This is a genomic window from Paenibacillus sp. EB106-06-01-XG199 (genome assembly GCF_058791575.1).
In genome coordinates this window covers 29,642-45,483 of sequence record NZ_JBYTDQ010000013.1, presented here as the reverse complement: position 1 = coordinate 45,483, position 15,842 = coordinate 29,642, and the positions used below count along the sequence as shown (strand labels likewise).

General features: G+C 45.0%; 18 protein-coding genes. 13 read left to right on the top strand and 5 right to left on the bottom strand.

The annotated features are described in order from the left end of the window. The first annotated feature begins 9 nt into the window (after positions 1–9). Entirely contained in the window at positions 10–774 is a 765-nt protein-coding gene (locus AC3WT9_RS30550) for an ABC transporter ATP-binding protein (RefSeq protein WP_341094264.1), read from the top strand. A gap of 141 nt (positions 775–915) precedes the next feature. On the opposite strand, the gene AC3WT9_RS30545 is transcribed toward AC3WT9_RS30550, so the two are convergent. Both AC3WT9_RS30545 and AC3WT9_RS30540 read right to left on the bottom strand, forming a co-directional pair. Next, positions 916–1,359 carry a hypothetical protein gene (locus AC3WT9_RS30545; protein ID WP_341094263.1) on the bottom strand — a complete coding sequence of 148 codons (444 nt, stop codon included), beginning with the start codon at positions 1,357–1,359 and terminating at the stop codon, positions 916–918. Between the two features lie 121 nt (positions 1,360–1,480). Continuing rightward, positions 1,481–2,305, bottom strand: a complete 825-nt coding sequence (locus tag AC3WT9_RS30540; protein WP_341094261.1) for a hypothetical protein — start codon at positions 2,303–2,305, stop codon at positions 1,481–1,483. Between the two features lie 535 nt (positions 2,306–2,840). On the opposite strand from AC3WT9_RS30540, the gene AC3WT9_RS30535 reads away from it, so the two are divergent. The 7 genes from AC3WT9_RS30535 to AC3WT9_RS30505 all read left to right on the top strand — a co-directional run bounded on the left by AC3WT9_RS30535 (position 2,841) and on the right by AC3WT9_RS30505 (position 8,380). After that, a complete protein-coding gene (locus AC3WT9_RS30535; RefSeq protein ID WP_341379067.1) occupies positions 2,841–3,203 on the top strand; it encodes a hypothetical protein in 363 nt (120 codons plus the stop codon). 875 nt (positions 3,204–4,078) lie between these two features. After that, positions 4,079–4,660 carry a hypothetical protein gene (locus tag AC3WT9_RS30530; protein WP_341094258.1) on the top strand — a complete coding sequence of 194 codons (582 nt, stop codon included), beginning with the start codon at positions 4,079–4,081 and terminating at the stop codon, positions 4,658–4,660. Between the two features lie 231 nt (positions 4,661–4,891). Further along, positions 4,892–5,341 (top strand): DUF5412 family protein, encoded by a 450-nt coding sequence (locus tag AC3WT9_RS30525; RefSeq protein WP_341094257.1) that lies wholly within the window; start codon positions 4,892–4,894, stop codon positions 5,339–5,341. Between the two features lie 7 nt (positions 5,342–5,348). Further along, positions 5,349–5,837 carry a hypothetical protein gene (locus AC3WT9_RS30520; RefSeq protein ID WP_341094256.1) on the top strand — a complete coding sequence of 163 codons (489 nt, stop codon included), beginning with the start codon at positions 5,349–5,351 and terminating at the stop codon, positions 5,835–5,837. A 203-nt stretch (positions 5,838–6,040) separates the two neighbouring features. Next, complete coding sequence (locus tag AC3WT9_RS30515; protein ID WP_492408580.1) at positions 6,041–6,742, top strand: YhfM domain-containing protein; 702 nt, start codon at positions 6,041–6,043, stop codon at positions 6,740–6,742. Between the two features lie 238 nt (positions 6,743–6,980). After that, positions 6,981–7,940: a zinc-binding dehydrogenase gene (locus tag AC3WT9_RS30510; protein WP_492408578.1), complete on the top strand. Its 960-nt coding sequence runs from the start codon at positions 6,981–6,983 to the stop codon at positions 7,938–7,940. Positions 7,941–7,945: 5 nt separating this feature from the next. After that, positions 7,946–8,380 (top strand): MarR family winged helix-turn-helix transcriptional regulator, encoded by a 435-nt coding sequence (locus AC3WT9_RS30505; RefSeq protein ID WP_341094253.1) that lies wholly within the window; start codon positions 7,946–7,948, stop codon positions 8,378–8,380. Positions 8,381–8,514: 134 nt separating this feature from the next. Here AC3WT9_RS30505 and AC3WT9_RS30500 read toward each other — a convergent pair whose 3' ends face one another. Continuing rightward, positions 8,515–9,672, bottom strand: coding sequence for an acyltransferase family protein (locus AC3WT9_RS30500; protein WP_492408576.1), 1,158 nt, complete (start codon positions 9,670–9,672; stop codon positions 8,515–8,517). A gap of 160 nt (positions 9,673–9,832) precedes the next feature. On the opposite strand from AC3WT9_RS30500, the gene AC3WT9_RS30495 reads away from it, so the two are divergent. From AC3WT9_RS30495 to AC3WT9_RS30480, 4 genes are all read left to right on the top strand, one after another. Beyond that, a complete protein-coding gene (locus AC3WT9_RS30495) occupies positions 9,833–10,612 on the top strand; it encodes a hypothetical protein (RefSeq protein ID WP_342480158.1) in 780 nt (259 codons plus the stop codon). A gap of 35 nt (positions 10,613–10,647) precedes the next feature. After that, entirely contained in the window at positions 10,648–11,073 is a 426-nt protein-coding gene (locus tag AC3WT9_RS30490) for a GNAT family N-acetyltransferase (protein WP_341379060.1), read from the top strand. 22 nt (positions 11,074–11,095) lie between these two features. After that, a complete protein-coding gene (locus tag AC3WT9_RS30485; protein WP_492408573.1) occupies positions 11,096–11,641 on the top strand; it encodes an HAD-IIIA family hydrolase in 546 nt (181 codons plus the stop codon). Positions 11,642–11,745: 104 nt separating this feature from the next. Next, complete coding sequence (locus AC3WT9_RS30480; protein WP_342480157.1) at positions 11,746–12,621, top strand: AraC family transcriptional regulator; 876 nt, start codon at positions 11,746–11,748, stop codon at positions 12,619–12,621. A gap of 142 nt (positions 12,622–12,763) precedes the next feature. Here AC3WT9_RS30480 and AC3WT9_RS30475 read toward each other — a convergent pair whose 3' ends face one another. After that, positions 12,764–13,963, bottom strand: a complete 1,200-nt coding sequence (locus AC3WT9_RS30475) for an MFS transporter (RefSeq protein ID WP_492408571.1) — start codon at positions 13,961–13,963, stop codon at positions 12,764–12,766. A 30-nt stretch (positions 13,964–13,993) separates the two neighbouring features. Then, positions 13,994–15,169: a serine hydrolase domain-containing protein gene (locus tag AC3WT9_RS30470; RefSeq protein ID WP_342480155.1), complete on the bottom strand. Its 1,176-nt coding sequence runs from the start codon at positions 15,167–15,169 to the stop codon at positions 13,994–13,996. A 171-nt stretch (positions 15,170–15,340) separates the two neighbouring features. On the opposite strand from AC3WT9_RS30470, the gene AC3WT9_RS30465 reads away from it, so the two are divergent. After that, on the top strand, positions 15,341–15,799 hold the full coding sequence (locus tag AC3WT9_RS30465; protein WP_341094246.1) for an Lrp/AsnC family transcriptional regulator: 459 nt from the start codon (positions 15,341–15,343) through the stop codon (positions 15,797–15,799). The last annotated feature ends 43 nt before the right edge of the window (positions 15,800–15,842 follow it).

Sequence of the window (15,842 nt, the reverse complement as noted above, 5' to 3'; positions counted from 1 at the left end):
GACAACTGGATGCATATATTAGAAACTAAGGGATTAAACAAAACTTTTTCAAACGGGCAAGGAACGCAGCAGCCTGTATTAAAAGAGATCAACCTGCAGATTCCACAGGGGGAGTTCACAGCAGTTATGGGACCTTCAGGCTCCGGCAAATCAACATTGTTGTATACATTAAGCGGTATGGATACAATGACAGCGGGCAGTGTTCTTTTTAAGGGGCAGGAGCTCAGCGCCCTTTCCGAAACCGAACTGGCGGCGCTGCGCCTGCATAGTATGGGCTTCATTTTTCAGCAGATGCATCTGTTAAAAAATCTGAACATCCGCGACAATATCATCCTGTCCGCTTACCGGGCCAAAAAGACCAGCCGCAGAACCATCAATGCAAGAGCTGCCGATCTTATGAAAAGGACAGGTATCTCCGCATTGGCAGACCGGGGAATAACAGAGGTGTCCGGCGGACAATCACAGAGAGTGGCGATCTGCAGAGCGCTGATCAATCAGCCGGATATTCTGTTTGGCGATGAGCCTACGGGAGCACTGAACTCCAAGGCTGCCGGTGAGATCATGGAAATCCTGGGGGAGATTAACCGTTCGGGAACCACAATTCTTCTGGTTACCCATGATGCCAAGGTCGCTGCCGGGGCAGAGCGGGTGCTCTACATGCTGGATGGCCGAATGGCTTCCGAACACTGGCTAGGCAAATATCACAAAGAAAAAGGCGATCTTAAGCAGAGGGAAGAGAAGTTGTCCTCCTGGCTGCGGACCCTGGAATTCTGAGCGATAGGTTAAGGAATGAAATTTGCATTACAAAACTAGCCGGGAGTTTGGCTTCAAGTCACTAGGGGCTGTCCAATAAGTGGATTATTCTACGAGTGAGACAGTCCTTTGTTCTTCCTTGCCCAACATATCTTAAGAATCTTAATTTTCACTTTCTAGTCGTTTCTTCTTCTCACTTATCAACTGTTGTACAGTGAACATTTCTATGTCATCCATACCTTTTTCCTCTAGGTATTTTTGGATGTTCTTGTTGCCATCTAAGATAATAATTTTGCCGTTATCAACACTCAACACACCAGTTTGAGTCTCTGAAGTGTCTTTTCCAGGTTCAGAACGTATAAATACAATGTATTTCTTATTCCATCCAATTTCAGAAATTATGGGTTCAACCACTACCGGGTCTTTATCCATCTTCCCCTTTATGAAGTTGACTTCTTCACTACTTTGAAACAACCGATACTTCCCGGGCAATATAAGAATATTCGGTTCTCTATAATCTCTATTGTCCTCTACGGCAGTAGAGCAAGAAGTTATTAAAGTCAGCATACAAATTAAAAAAATATATAGACTCAACTTCTTGAACATAATTAGCCTCCAAACAAGTGAAATAATAATTAACTTACTATACTATACCAGTTTTGAAAAGAAATTATTCAGCATACAGAGTGGGAACCAAGAATGTACCTGGCTCCCACTTCCCTAGTTTTTAACGGGTGTTAATGTAGAAGAAAATGTCATAAGGAACGATTACTCCTAGTCTCTGGTTATCGGCTGCATAGTTATTTACCAGTGATACAAAGTTTGCTGGTATGCCCATTCCGCTTCCATAATTCCAGTATTCAAAATTATATAAATCATGAACGGTCGCGATGATAAACCAGCCACTTGAAAGTTTTTGTGCAGCAAAGGTTGCATTTGCTCTATGCAGTGCAAGAAAATGATCTCTGTTTGCAGAGAACTCAATTGATGTGTTTTTTGAGTAATATGTAGCACCATTCTTCGGTAATTGAGCTCTAAAGATTGTTAACTCTTTTTGAAATTCTGATGAATACTGAATCGAACTTGCTTGATTTGATCCATGATAGTATTTCAATGTACTGGGATAGTCCTGCAAGGAATGCTGTAGAAAAGTCCCTGATAAATAATATCCGCTCGCTATTAAAAGGTTGGAGCCAAAATTCCATTGACTCCTAAGAAAGGATTTAGTAACTGATTGGGTGCTCATCTCGGAATTTGGCTCTATCTCCGTCAGGGTTGAGGAGAAGGAAGCTTTGTCTTGTGCTACATCCTCAGATTCAAAGTTTAAGGCAGCTTCTTCGTCTTCTTTTTGTATTTGGTCAAAAATCAGTTTATGTTGTAAATCTTCTTCTGTTAGCTCATTTTCTACTGTGTGGGGTTCTTTTAAAACTTGCTGGTCTAAAGTTACAGTTTCTTGAGTTATACCTTCGGAAGCAAATACAGACGGAGAGAATGAGATCGCTAGTGCACAAGTTAGGCATGATGATAGCAAAATCTGTTTAGTATTTTTCATGGTTCGTCTCCTTAGTTTGTAGTTTAATATTTCATAATTATTATCTTGGAATTATCGCTTCCCTCATGGAACGGATTTGTCATATATTTGATATATAACAGTGTTCTTTTCCAATATATACTTATTAAGGTGAATATGTTTTTCAAAGACGGCTTAAAGGAATATATTGGAATATTTGAAGTTTACTCTTTCTTGTTCGTGACTTCAAATATATATGGTAAAATAAGTAATAAGAACTATTTTTCACAAACTCCAAAAAATAGAATTGCATAAAGAAGAATACAAATCGCTACTCTTCGGGTAGCAGATAACAGAGTGGCGATCTGCAGGGCGCTGATCAATCAGCCGGGATTCATTGGGCCTTGCGAAAGGGTGATGCAACGTGCTTAGATCAAATGTCATAGGATATCCACAGAATTTTATAAAATTTTCCAGTATAATGTAAGCGATATCATTATGGAATCGGCCTGCATCTTCAGGATCATCCGTGCCATATGACAGCAGTCCGATTACTCTGTTTAAGGGAGTCGATTTAATGCTGATCTTTAAGAAGATTTCGTTTAACAACTGGTTATTTACTGTTTTGGCTCTGCAGTATGCTCTCATGCATCTTTTCAAGCTCCACATTCCGGATTCGATTAAGTTATCTGAGATCATTGTTTTTATCGTTTATACCGTTTCGGAGATTACATTGTTTATCTACCGGGGCAGACGGGCAGCCGTTGGAGCTGTTTCCGGAATGATCCCGCTTTTTTTTGCGGTGCTTTGGACTGTCGCCTTCTTTTCTCATTTTCAAAGCGAGAATTATGTGGCAGAACTTACGGTGATTAACTCGGTAGGAATGTTCACCGCCTTTTTTATTTTGCTGTTTGAATACATATTTCTGATTAGGGATTAATATTTTTGGCTTCAGATCACCAGCCGTCTTGGAATCTCAAGGCGGTTTTTGCGTATTTACGCACAATAGTCCAAAATTCAAAGAAATACTTAGGTCTGGGCGGTTCATTGCAAGAGATCAGGATTTTCCAGGAATTGCGACAGAATACATAATATTATGAAGGTTTAAGTTTTAGGTGTAATGCGTTAAGATATAGACATCACCAGATGGTAACCAAAAAGAACAGCAGCAAGCGGTTACAGGTGATGGACTCATTCCTAAATTTAGAAATGAATGTAGGAAAGGAGAGGCCCCGATGTACTACCGTTAGCGATGCATGCCGGAATCGGCTGCTGCTGGAGAAGGTGTAAGTGACAACATCTTTTCGCAGACCGTGGGTATGCGGGAATCCAGAGGTAACCAGGACCAAGGAACAGCTATTCAAGCAGGATTCATCTTGCGGAAGAAGGAGCGTGATTCCATTGAAAAAGGTTAGCGAAGCGTACTAAACACGATGGCTCACAGTAGGGAAAACGTCCGTGAAAACGTTTTTCGTGACATCGAGTACGCGGGAACTCATCCCATATGCAGGACATGGAGCAACACTCCGAAAGGGAGCGCACGGGGACTACCGAAATATGAATAACAATCACCATGTCAGGGATATGGATTGTTGCTGGAGGAAATGATTGAATTGAAGAACGGATTGAACACATAAATCCCCGTTTACCTTAGGCTGAAGGTAAGCGGGGATTTATGCGTTCCTACGGCAAACCGGGGAGGTCTATCATGTCTTGTCGAAATATGAAAAAACACAGTAGTGTGAAATAATTCACGTGACTATTATAAAATTTTAATATATAATAAATTTATAAAAAAAATTAGGGGGATTTGAGATGAAACTATTTAAAAGTTTGCTAGTCGCAGGGGTATCGGTAGCATTATTGTCGGGTTGTGGTGCGAACAATGATAAGGCGGCGAATGAGGCAGCAACTGCTTCTCCAGCGGCAAATGAGGCTGCTACGGCTTCTCCGGCGGCAGCTCAGACAGATGCTACATCGGCGGCTTCCATCGTTAATGAAGCGGCTGCATTTACTAAGGCTGTAAGTGCAGAAGGAACTTGGATTGTTGCTATTCTGAATGATGTTACTGTTGATCAGGACGTTGTTGTAGCCGGTGAGTTCCATGATAAAGGTGTTGCTGAGAACGCAGTTTACCGTAAGCTTGCTCTTTATGCACAGGATGCGGATCACAAAATCACTGCAAATTACACACTTACCGCACCTAAGGTTACCGTACAAAGTGAAAACTTCAGAGTGCAAGGCGGGACGATCAAAGGTGATGTATATGTTGAAGCAAAAGGTTTTAACCTGCATGAATCCGCTACAATTGATGGTAACCTCTACTTTGCCAGCGAAGATGTGAAAGCATCCGCAGCAGTGGATGGTAAAGTAACTGGAGCAACAGAAGTTAAATAAGTTCATTTAGTGCAATCATACTTTTTTTCGAGAAACCTGCAGACAGTGCCACGATGGCACAGCGTCTGCAGGTTTTTTTATATAAATTATCCTTCTATTTCTCGCTGAAACGGATACCGTCCTTTTGAGGACGGCGAAGCCGTTTCCACTTATGACAATCCAGTCCATTCTGATAAACCCTATATGGTACAATATGGATGGACTGCGATCCTTACACATAGGAGGTTTAGTGTGAAAAAAAGAACGATTGTATTAATTCTGCTACTAATCATCATTTTAGGTTTAGTGGGCTATAGAAGATATTTCTATCAATTTAAGGATCTTGGGAAAGCTACCCTATTTAGTGGTCCCATTGAGTCACCCGAAGGTGAGTATAATGCACGCGCGTATTATATCCCATATGGTGGCGCTGCAGGCGGTGTAATGTATCTTGTCGAAGTCGAGCAAAGCAAGACAGGCGTGAAGAAAATCATATATTCCAGCGAGCACAAAGACGAATTTTTCATGGACTGGCAAGCTTCGGATATTCTCTCGATCACCAATGAAAGTCCAGAATATAATGAATACCGGAATATTGAACTGAAAGTGAAAACCGAGATCTATGAGGAGTCAGGTTCTGCTTGCCGAAGCCTCCTGCTAAAGGACCAATATGAAACCTGCTATCAAGACGTGAAGGAGTAGACCCGTTATGTTGAAGAAGATAGGATTAACCCTTCTGGTCATTCCTTTGGTTATTATAGTGTTATTCGTTTCCCTGTTCCTGATCATGCCATTGGTTAACAATGTGAACTTATCCAAGTTCGAGAAACAATTTAGCAAACATCAGCTCCCGCCTGAAACCACGATTGTAGAAAGGGAGTCTATACTTGGCAAACTGAATGGAAACGGCAACGGGTTGGACTTTTTGGCTGCAATTCTAGTGGATTCTTCATTATCTGTTGACGAGCTGACAAGCTTTTACAGTAAGGAAACTTTCAAAAATGCCAAGCGGAGCAGAGAATACCCGGTCATCACTGAAGTCCTGCCTGTTACAGGAGCTTCTGTGGATTCGGTACATTTAGAACACGGCTCTTTGACTTTTGATACATTAAAAGACATCGCAGATTACTCCGGTTATTACTTTATCATTTTGTATGATGGAGGATATGATGCCTCGTTTGATATTCGGGGACATTAATTTACATGAATGGGGAGGAATAAGTAATGCTTGTGTCCAAAAAAATAATGATCGTATGGATCTTGTCAGCAGTCACGCTTGGCGGATGCTCCAGCTCACCCCCTACAGCGTTAGAACAGCAGGATACCTCCGCAGCCGTTCCTGCGGTTCAACAGTCCTATGATTTGTCTACACTCCATATGGACTTGCCGGCAAACTGGGGATTGGATACTTCTGATCCGAAGGTTTATGTAATTAAAGATGAGCAAGGTGAGGCCAGGGGCGAAGTATCGGCCAGTGAATTTGTGGAGAACTTTGATTTCAAGAAAATGGCAATGCCCAATCACAGCTCGCTGACTTCTGAGGAGGAGCTTGATATTCCCATGGGAACAAGCAGATTATTTACTTTGGATGCCGACAACGGCTCTGCAGCGTCCGGTCTTACAGGGACTCATGATACCTATTATGCGGTGATTCCGCATAAAGAAGAAATTTTATATATTTTGAATTTTTCCAACAATGATAAAGCTGCGGAAACCAAACAGGAATTTATCGGGATCTTGACAAGCCTCCGAATAAAGGACACCAGGATCAAGAGCATCAGGCTGGAATGTGCTGATTTATGCAAAGAAGGGGCAGACAAGTCTGGACCATTTACTGAAAAAACCTTCACCGATGAACATGAACTTGAAGTCTTTGCAAATGCCTTGAACAAGGCAGTGAAAATAAATGGTGAACTGAATTATGTTACATGTTTTCTAATGCATATTTCTTACCTTGACGGCACGCAAAAAAAGTATGTACTAAACATTTCGGATAGCGAACAAGAGGGGATAACGGGTCTGCTGGTAGATACTGAAGACAGTGGACAGGGTTATGAGATCCCAGAGAGAATTCATAATGAGTTAAGGGCACTGATTTATTAGTTACTTAGCTTTCGCACTAGAGATATCAGGTGAATCCCTCATGGCAGGAATAGAGGGAATACAGAAAACCCGAGCAATTATCGCGAAATCGGCGAGAAATTGTTCGGGTTTTTGAGTGAACATCAGCAGCAAAATACAATACATAAACTAGGCCGCAAAATATGTGCGTTTTGCACACATTTATGTTATGGTATATATGTGCAAAACGCACATAAATGAATTGAAGGGAAGAATGCAAATGATTAAAGCCGCAATTGTTAAGCAAGCGGGAATCCCTCCCGTATTAGGTCAATTTCCTGCCCCCATTGAATCCGCTGACAAAGTTATTGTTAACGTTTCGGCCGCTGCTTTAAGTAAACTTAGTAAGTTTCGTTCATTAGGCATGCATTATTCATCAGAAACAAACTTCCCACTTGTAGCTGGAGCAGATGGTGTCGGCACATTGGCAGATGGATCTCGTGTTTACTTTGCGCTCCCTGCCGCACCCTATGGGAGTTTAGCTGAACAAACGATTGTAGAAAAAAATATGATTATACATTTACCCAAAGAGATTGATGAAATAACCGCCGCTGCAATCACAAACCCGGCTATGTCCTCGTGGGCTGCTTTGGTCTATCGGGCGCATTTCCAATCTGGTCAAACGGTTCTGATTAACGGTGCAACTAGTGAATCCGGTAGTTTGGCCATTCAAATTGCAAAACATTTAGGCGCAAAAAAAATTATTGCAACAGGACGAAACCACACAAAGCTACAGTCCATCGGAGCAGATGAATTCGTTGCATTTGACATGAATACTGACAACGGCAAAAATGCTTTTGAGAAAGCCTTAGAGCCAGCTTTTGCGGATGGAGTAGATGTTGTACTTGATTATCTCTGGGGTGACAGTGCCTTCGCCATTCTCTCTGCTGCTGCAAAAGCTGGTAGGAGCCGCCCAACGCGATTTGTTAGTATAGGAACTGCGTCCGGGCAAGAATCCATCAATATGCCCTCTTCATTACTTCGTGCATCTACGATCGAGCTGGTCGGCAGTGGCGGCAGAAGTGTTTCACAATTGAATATGCTGTCATCTGCACAAAGTGTTTTGGATCTTGCTTCAAAAGGAAAGATCCACATCGCTACAACAACATTTTCTTTAGAAGATATCGAAATAGCCTGGAATGCGCCATTGACACCTCGTCCCGTTATAATGATAAAATAAGGAACATGGAAGATAAACTTTTTAGTACACTGATTGAATTGACTACAATGCTTAATCAGTCAGATCGCCATAAGAAAATGATTGCCCATGCTGGCGTTAACATGGAAGCAGCTGCTTTTCGTGTTTTCATCGGCATTGGGCGTCTTCAGTCAACTAGTGTCGGCGATTTGGCTGCCATGATGGGCAAAAATTACTCCAGTGTTAGCCGTCAAATTGATAAATTGGAAATAGCCGGATTGGTCCATACTTATCCGGCAAAGAATGATTCTAGAATTCGTGTTTCTGAATTAACAAATCACGGAAAGGAGATTTTTTCTCAAATTAACTCCACTCGAAATGGCATCTTACAAGAAGCCTTGACGGACTGGACCGTAGACGAAAAGCAGCGTTTATTGAACGACTTAAGACGCTTAATTGATTCCTTAAATAAATTCAACTAATCAATGTTCAGACACTTTCTTATTGGCATGGTTGCTCGCGCTCCCATGATACCAAACGAGCAAGGTGTTTTTTTTGTCAAGCCCAAAAAGGGCATAGTGACTCAATCACTTTGCACCTTTTAGAATAGCTAACCTTATTGTGATGGGGGAAGTGCGTATTGCTGCTGAATGGCGGTATCCCTGCTGCGTGTAAGTGTTTTACCCCATTTAATAGACGGGATTTCTATAAAATGATAGGACAATGCAGCAATGAAAATACTAGCCGCGGCTGTTAGCAAGAGGATGAAGCCAAGAGGGATGATTCCGTACAATAATTTAATGGAAGCTACCAGGATAATGAAATGATATAAATACAGGCTGTACGAGATCCGCCCCAGATAGCTGACGATTTTATTTCTCAGGATTGTTGAGAATCTCCCGCTGGATAAGGCAATGATTATTAACGAGCCGCACCCGAGCATGTTGATATAGGAAACCAAACCTGTGATTAAGGGGTTGCTTCCTGGTGCATGCAGCGAATACAACGCATAGGCAAAGGTAAAAAGAATGATTTTCGGGAGAGATCCGGTTCTTTTATAATGTTTGATGAAAAAAGCTCTGTGTTTCGCCAGCAATGCGCCGACCACAAACAGCAGCATATAACCAACCGTATCTCCGTATCCGCCTAAATAAAAACCGATAATACCAGCCAATAGGTAGGCTGCGACGTTTTTTTGCCATGAATATCTGATCACTCCATACATCATCAAGGGGAACAGAATGGATATGCGCATTTCATGAACCAGCGACCAAATTACATTGTTAAATGCATTCACATTGAAGCTGCCGATCAGGAAAAAATGTCCCAAGAGTAGTCTGGCTGAGATCGGCGTAGTCCAGCTCATGGAATTATACCACTCACTCAGTTCAGGAATGGAGCTCCTTTGGATCACTATGCTGAGAAGTACCGCTAAACATATGGCAACATAGAAAGGGATGCAGATTCTGAGAAATCTCTTGAGCAAGTAGGGCAAGTACCGGATTGTAGTTCCTTTAAGAAAGGGTAAAGCCAGAACAAATCCGCTCAGCACGAAGAATAGTTTGACAGCTTCCGGACCGCCGATAAACAGAGCCCTTGTGAACGGCAAATATTTGAGCACGAAGAGAGTCAGGTTATCCTGCGGCGAACTGGGCGAGTAAATCATGGGGAAGACAATCATCAGGTGTGTAATAAGCACCAGAACAGAAGCGATGCCTCTGAGCGAATCTAATTCAACATAATGACCATTAGCTTTAACTTTATGGTTATTCATCAGCATCCCTCCTTTATTTGTTTATATTTTAGCACATATGGAGAACTTTTATATAAAAAGTTATTCATAACGAATAACTAATAAGAATATGAAAAAGTTTTGGTAAATGCTGTAACATCAAGGTATACTAGCCCGTCAATAGTAACAGAGGTGAATTACGATGATGAAATGGATAAAAAGTGGCGGGCCGATTTCAATACTGCTTATATTGCTGCTGCTCGCAGCCGGTTGTGGGACGACAAATAAGGCGAGTGTGAAGCCAATAGCCGGGACTGCTGCACCTGAAGCAGCGCCGGAGCAGACGTCAGAACCCTGCTATGCCGAGATTGAATGGGTGGATTTCTTGATGATCAATGATATCAGGTATTCTCATAATTATGATGCAACCAAGCCGGTACCTGCGGATCAACGGGGAGATAAGGTTGGGGAAGTGTCTTTTAAGGTGAGTGATAATGCCTGTACCGATCATGTCGTCAAAAACGGGGATGCCGCATTTCTTCCTGTGGGTACAGTGATCTATGCGCTGGAAGGCTACAGATCCGAATATCGGGTGGTAGCGGATAACAAGATTTATGAAGTAGAAGAGAATCCAAAGGCAGCCACTATCGGAGACCTGCTGGATATTGCAGGGAAAGTGGACAAAGTTAGTCTGGAAAGCGGTATGGATAGCAGTCAGATTGGTGATTTCACTAAAGAGGCCTCCGAAGAATTTATTCGTGAACTGCTGCCTCTGAAGAATGTTGGTTTTGATGCAGTCTATAAGCAAACAAAACATGAATACGGAGTGTTCCTGCGGGTGCATCTGCAAGACGGCACTTCTTTCCGGATGGTATATTATCCCAAGGGGAATGCCTTCACGGCAGGCGCGTTCGGAACAGACCGTTTACAGGAGTTAATCACAACCCAAAGGCAGCAAATTAAGGCGGCTGCGGGAATGTAAGTTTCATTATATTTTTGCTGAGGGTGTGAATATAAATGCTTCCATTAGTCAGGCTGGCTACAATAAAAGATGCGGATGTTTTGTCCAGGTTAAATTATGAGTTTAATGGCGGGGATAAGCGTCCGGAGGCGGAAATTATCGAAAGTTTGAACACTGGGAACGAGTTAGTTGCCGTTGCCGAATTAAGGGACCAAGTCGTCGGCTTTGCCTGCGCGCAGAGCTCACAATCCTTCTGCTACGCAGCAAGTCATGGTGAAATTACGGAAATGTATGTTCAGGAATCAGCCCGGAGGAAAGGCGTGGCGGTGGCACTGCTTGCCTTTCTGGAAGCTAAGCTCCACTTGCGCGGTGTAGGCACAGTGAAGATTTTGACAGGAAAAACGAATCATCCGGCGATTGCCACATATGCACGCTGCGGGTATATTAAGCATGATGAAGCTGTTTTAGAGAAAAGATTATAGTATGAAGGCGGAACGAACAAACATGAGAGAACCTAAATTGCAGGCTGTATTTATTGACCGGGATGGAACCTTGGGCGGAAGTGACGAAGTGGAGTATCCGGGTTTTTTTGAATTGTTCCCGTTTACCCCAGGAGCTTTAAACACGCTGAAATTCATGGGGCTTAAACTGTATGGTTTTACGAATCAACCCGGAATCTCTAGAGGGGAGGCAACGGAGGAAGCTTTTAGAATAGAAATGCTGGAGTTTGGATTTGACGGTGTATATATTTGTCCGCATCAGCATAATGAAGGCTGTCATTGCCGTAAGCCTAATCCTGGAATGCTGATTAGAGCAGCAGAAGAAAACAATCTGGATCTAAGCAAATGTGCAGTGATTGGTGACCGTTGGACGGATATGGTGGCGGCAGACCGTGCCGGATGTATGAAAGTGTTAGTCATGACTGGTGCAGGAAACGCGGCATTAAATGAGTATAGAAATAAATGGCTGGATACCGTGCCGGATTATATTGCCGGAGATTTTGCTGATGCAGTTACTTACATAGAGCAGTACGTGCGTGGTGTGGAATAACCAATGATCTAAATTTCTAAGGACCCGTCATTAATAGTGCACGAATTGTCGGGTGACTGTGCTCCATTATTGCTATTCTGGATGTGAGGAGAGGAGGAGCGAAGATGAACCTGCTGGAGAACATGAATCATGCATTGGCTTATATCGAAGAACAACTGACTGGGGAGATTGATTACCGGGAAGCGGCAAAACGCGCATTATGCTCGGAATATCATTTCAAGCGGATGTTCTCTTTTCTCGCCGGCCTTTCGCTTTCGGAATATGTACGGCGTAGACGGTTGACGCTCGCGGCCTTCGATCTGCAGAGCAGCCAGCTCAAAATTATCGACATTGCGCTGAATTATGGATACAGTTCACCGGACGCCTTCACCAAGGCATTCCAGCAGTTTCACGGTGTTCTGCCCTCAGAAGCAAGAACCGCAGGACCTTCACTGAAGTCCTTTCCTCGAATGACTTTTCAGCTCATGATCAGAGGAGGAAATGAAATGAACTACCGGATTGAGGAGAAGGAAGCATTCCATATCGTCGGGATCAAGAAGAGAGTCCCTATTATTTTTGAGGGGGTGAATCCGGAGATTTCAGCAATGTGGCAAAGCCTGGATCTGCCAACCCTCTCCAAGCTCAAGGAGCTTTCGAATGTCGCACCCCTGGGACTGATAAGCGCGTCCACAAACTTTTCCGAGGGGCGGATGGAAGAAAAGGGGGAACTGGATCATTACATCGGAGTGGCTACCACTCTGGGATGTCCCGAGACCTTCTCGGTGCTGGAGGTTCCGGCAATGTCTTGGGCGGTATTCGAGTCCATCGGACCTTTTCCGGCTACCCTGCAAAATATTTGGGGACGGATCTATTCCGAGTGGTTCCCTTCTTCCAACTATGAGCAGACCGAAGGGCCGGAAATCTTATGGAATGAGAGCAAAGATGTAACGTCCCCGACTTACAAAAGCGAAATCTGGATTCCGGTTGCAAAAAGAGTGTAGAAGCGGGTGCAGCTTAAGGGAGCACACTTGTTCAAGAAGGATTAGTACAATACAAATACACCGTCAGATTGCTGACGGTGTATTTGCTTTGTCTGGCTCAACCGGCAACAAAGCTGGCCGGTTCTCTCACATGTCAATCCCCTCAAGGCCGCTTCGCCGGAAATCCATATACCTTCGCTCGCCAAGCGGTGAACAGCGCAAGCAGCAATAGAATAAACAATGCCCAGGGGAATGAGGCGACACCCAGCGTTTCGATTAGAACCCCGCCCAGCACACCACCGCTGCCGATCGCCAGATTCCATGCCGTCACCAGCATAGACTGGGCGACATCGGCACTCTCCCCGGCAGCTTCAGCAATTGCTGTCTGCAGCATTGTTGCAGCGCCTCCGAACGTCAATCCCCATGCAGCAACCACAGGATAGATTACGACGGGATGGTTGCTTATGCCAAGTGCAATGGCGGCCAAAGTAAATGCTGCGAGGCTGATCAGAACCAATGGACGCAATTTACGGTCGATCAGAATACCGGTAATCCCGATGCCTGCCAGTGAAGTAATACCGAAAATAAGCAGCACCAGGTCAATACGCCGGGTAAGTCCGGCCTGCGCAAGAAATGGCGCAATATAGGTATAAAGGATGTTATGGGCCAGTACCCAAGCGAGAACGACTGCCAGAACCGGCCGCACTCCGGGAATAACAAAAACCTTATAGAGCGGCAGCTGCTTATCGGCACTTGTGCCCGGGTAGTCCGGCAGCTTCCAAAGCACCCAGAAGACCAGCAGCAGCGCAAGCAGTGACATGATTCCAAACACAGCACGCCAGCCGACGAAGGTGCCAAGAAATGTTCCGGCAGGGACACCGATGGCCAGGGCCAGTGGCGTGCCGACCATTGCCACCGCCATGGCCCGCCCCTTAAGCGATTCCGGTACCATGCGGCGGGCATAACCTGCGATCATTCCCCACAGGACACCGGCAGATATACCTGCAAAAAAACGGGCAGCCAGCGTCAATATATAATTAGAAGAAAAGGCAGTGACGGTGTTGAATACGAGAAAACCAATAATGCATAGCAGCAGCAGGGGCCTCCGCCGCCATCCGCGTGTTGCGGCGGTTAAAGGAATGGCGGCCAACAATGAACCGAGGGCGTACAAAGTGACAAGCTGACCGGCTAGAGCTTCAGAGACTCCAAGCCCATCACCAATTTGCAGCAGCAAGCCGGCTGGAACCGTTTCGGTGAGAATACAGATAAACCCCGTCATCGCGAGGGCGAGCAAGCCAGCCCATGGGAGCCGCTCAGAAGTGCCGGAGTCATGCTGTGCGGAAGAAGTTGTATTTTGGCTCATTTGAGTAGCACCCTCTCCTGTACTCATTCTCTATGATCTGATGCCGGCATAAATTGCGTCACAAAGGTCAACCGTAAACTGGCCGGACATGCCTTCCAGTAAGGTATTGGTAAATGCCACAACGCTGAGCCGCTGCGTAGGATCGACGAACCATGAATGGCCATAAGTGCCGCCCATCCGCCATGTTCCCGGTGATTCAGGAGTGTTTGCGGCGGCAGGGTCTTTCAGTACTGTAATGCCAAGACCGAATCCCCGTCCTGGCCAAAAGGGCATAGGCAGATCACCGATCTGATTGGTAGTCATTTCATGAATCAGAGATTCCGGCAGCAAAGGGGCCCCGCCCTGGCGCAATGTTTCCAGCAGATGCAAAAAGTCCCCGGCACTGCCAACCATACCGGCTCCACCGGAGGGATAGGCGGCGGCATCAAGTGCCCGGCCTGGAGCAAGCAGGAAGCCTGCTGTACCGTCCACAAAGGCAATCTTGTCGGGATCAAGTAATGGCCGCGGCTCCGGGTAGTCGTTGGCATAGGGGGTGGCCAGCCGTTCTGGATCAGCTGCAATGAATCCGGTGTCACTCATGCCGAGCGGTTTGGTTACCAGTGAATCTATGGCTTCGCTAAGCGTTGTTTCTGTGACCTGGGCGATGATTGCACCCAGCACATCCGTTGCTATGGAATATCTCCACTCGGTGCCTGGCGTGTAGAGAAGCGGCACAGAGGCGAGGCGGCGCATATTCTCTTCCAGTGTGATTCCGGACTGATCCATGCCGTCCGAAATCCCTGCCCGCTGATAGGAACTATTCTCTTCCTGGAAGAACCGGTAAGACAGACCCGCCGTATGCGTCATTAGATGGCGGACCGTCAATTGCGCGAGTTCGCCGTTCTGCAAGCGTGGGCGGAACTCCGGAAGCCAACGGTCAACACGGTCGTCCAACTGCAGGCGCCCTTGCGCAACCAGCACTAAGGCAGCCGTGGAAACAATAGGTTTGGTGACCGAGGCGAGCCGGAATAAAGCATCTTCACTCATGAGCCGGTTCAGCCCGCGGTCAGCATAACCGGCAGCGCGGCTGTAAACTATTGTTCCGTCTATCGCCACTTTAATGACGGCTCCTACCAACCTCTTGTCGGCAAGCGTCCGATCCAATACTTCATCGATGCGGCCCGACAAACATTGCGGATCACTTGGGTTTGAATATAATGTATACATGGTCTCCATCCTCTCGGAATAGTTAAAGTCTTGGACACTTTACTATTGTAGGCTTATTATATAAAATAAGTTACCTTGGTTACATAACGTAACAAAGGTAACTCGGCTGTATAACGATTAAATTATATTTGTTTTAACCAATTGACCTGAATTTTAAAGGAGCTGACTATAATGGATCATGTGGATAAGCAAATCCTGTTCCACCTGCAGAGCCAAGCGAGAATTTCTATGACAGAACTGGGGAAAAACGTCGGCTTATCACAGCCTGCAGTTACAGAGAGGGTTAAACGCATGGAGGAGAAGGGGATCATCAGTGAGTATCGCACCATCATATCCCCTGAAAAGATTGGCAAGCAGGCTGCCGCCTATATATTGTTTCATTCTAGAGATTGTAACGCATTCCTTGATTTCTGCCGGGCCGCTCCCGATGTGGTCGAATGTTACCGGATAAGCGGGGAGCACAACTATTTGTTGAAAGTGATTAGCGATTCTACGCGAGCGCTTGAAGAGTTCGGAAATCAATGTGATAAATACGGGACCTACACGATTCTAATCGTGATGTCATCTCCTATCGATCATAAATTCCTCATCCCTTCACTGGGGGAAACACCAATAAATATGCTGAGTTAATCAACCCCCGCCGGAATGATTTAAGGCTCGAACCCTAGCGCAG